Raw genomic sequence first — 1,802 nt, 5'->3', positions numbered from 1 at the left:
GGGGTTGGTCGACGGGGAGATGCCCCCGGGATGCGGCCGAAGAGCCCGACGAGGTCGTCGAGCGTCAGGCTGCTCGGCTGTTCGGCTCCCGTGCCGGCACCGGTGATCCGCCAGCGGTCGGCGGTGACGCCGGCGCGGGTGACCCGGCGGTGTGCGGAGGCCGGGAGTGCCGTCTCGGACTGCGCGCCGTTCCCCGACGTCCGGAGCACCCCGGACGTCCCGTGGACGTCGGCGGTCAGGCTCGTCTGGTCACCGTCGAGCCGGACGGTGTCGGGCAGGCGCGGCGTCGCGACGGTGGCCGGAACCCCGATCGCGAGGACGACCGCGGCGAGCGCGAGCCCACCGGCGACCACGGTCCGGACGAGGGGCACGCGTGCCGGCGTCGGGCGCCAGGAGCGTGGCCAGAGCGACAGGGCGAGCACCGGCACGAGGTAGAGCGCCCAGCCGAGCAGCTCGATGACCCGCGGGTCCGGCGGGACACCGAGCACGCCGGTGACGAGCGCGCCCTGGAGGGACCCGTTCGGCGCGAGCCAGGACAGGTCCACGGTGCGCTGCTGTCCGATGACGATCCAGCCGGCCTCGTGCGCGTGGCGGATCGCGGTGAGGACGAGCCCGGCCGCGACGAAGACGAGGAAGACGCCGGTGCCGGTGAAGAACTTCGCGAGGTTCAACCGGACGCCGCCGGTGTAGATGCCGTACCCGATGACGACCGCGGCCGCCACGCCGAGGACCGCACCGAGTGCCGCCGAGCCGGTGTCGCGCGAGGCCTGGAAGGTGGCCAGCAGGAAGACCGACGTCTCGAAGCCCTCCTTGAGGACGGCGAGGAACGCCATGCCCGCGAGTGCCCATGCGGTTCCGCGCCCGAGGGCCGCCGTGGCACTGGCTTCGATCTCGGTGCTCAGGTTCCGCGCGTGCGACCGCATCCAGACGATCATGCCGGTGACGAAGACGACGGCGACGATGCCGATGACGGTCTCCATGCCCTCCTGCTCGGCCTGGGGCAGTGCCTGCTCGACGAGCTGGAGTCCGAAGCCGACGGCGACGCTGAGCAGGACGGCGGTCCCGACGCCGAACCACATCGGCGCGAGGGGCACGCGGTTGCGACGCAGGAAGGCGGCGATGATGCCGACGATGAGCGTGGCTTCGAGACCTTCGCGGAGGCCGATGACGAGTGTGGCGAGCATGGCGTAGGTGAGGCTAACCTAACCCGCCCTCGGCTCGCCACTCCTACGGCGTGGGGTTTGATGGTTCTCATGAACCTGCTGACCCCCGAGGGCCTGGCATCGGTCACGAACGTGCTCGACCTCGCCGGCGTGTTCGCGTCCGCTCTCCTGGGCGGTTCGATCGCCCGGACGATGGACTTCGACCTGTTCGGGTTCCTCGTCGTGGGCTTCGTCTCCGGACTCGGCGGGGGCATCCTGCGGGACACGCTGCTGCAGAACGGACCGCCCGTCGCGCTCGTCGACCCGCTGTACGTGCCGGTGGCGATCGCCGGCGCGCTCGTGGCGTTCTTCGTGTCGTTCTCCGAGGTGACCTGGGACCGCCTGTTCACCATCCTCGACGCGGCGGTCATCGGGATCTGGTCCGTGGTCGGGGTGCAACGGACGTTCGACGCCGGCCTCGGCTGGCCGGCAGCGATCATCATGGGCACGATCACGGCGGTCGGCGGCGGCGCGATGCGCGATCTGCTCCTCCGTCGGGTGCCCGCGGTGTTCGGCGCAACGCCTTCTACGCCACCGTCGCCGTCGCCGCGTCGGCCGTGATGGTGGCCGCGTCCCTCCTCGGGTCCCCTTCGGTGGGGA

General features: G+C 71.8%; 2 protein-coding genes. One reads left to right on the top strand and one right to left on the bottom strand.

Annotated elements, in window-relative coordinates:
- Nucleotides 1–1,184: iron uptake transporter permease EfeU (efeU, locus tag I59_RS06340; RefSeq protein WP_022903143.1), on the bottom strand; the 1,184-nt coding region annotated here is incomplete at its 3' end.
- 69 nt (nt 1,185–1,253) lie between these two features.
- Between efeU and I59_RS19350 the strand changes: the two genes are divergently transcribed.
- Nucleotides 1,254–1,763 (top strand): trimeric intracellular cation channel family protein, encoded by a 510-nt coding sequence (locus I59_RS19350; RefSeq protein WP_049976539.1) that lies wholly within the window; start codon nt 1,254–1,256, stop codon nt 1,761–1,763.
- Nucleotides 1,764–1,802 lie beyond the last annotated feature (39 nt).

Source organism: Curtobacterium sp. B8, from assembly GCF_000333315.1.
Lineage (GTDB): Bacteria > Actinomycetota > Actinomycetes > Actinomycetales > Microbacteriaceae > Curtobacterium > Curtobacterium luteum.
Note: the sequence above shows the minus strand (reverse complement) of the source record. Positions and strands in the feature narration are given on the sequence as shown.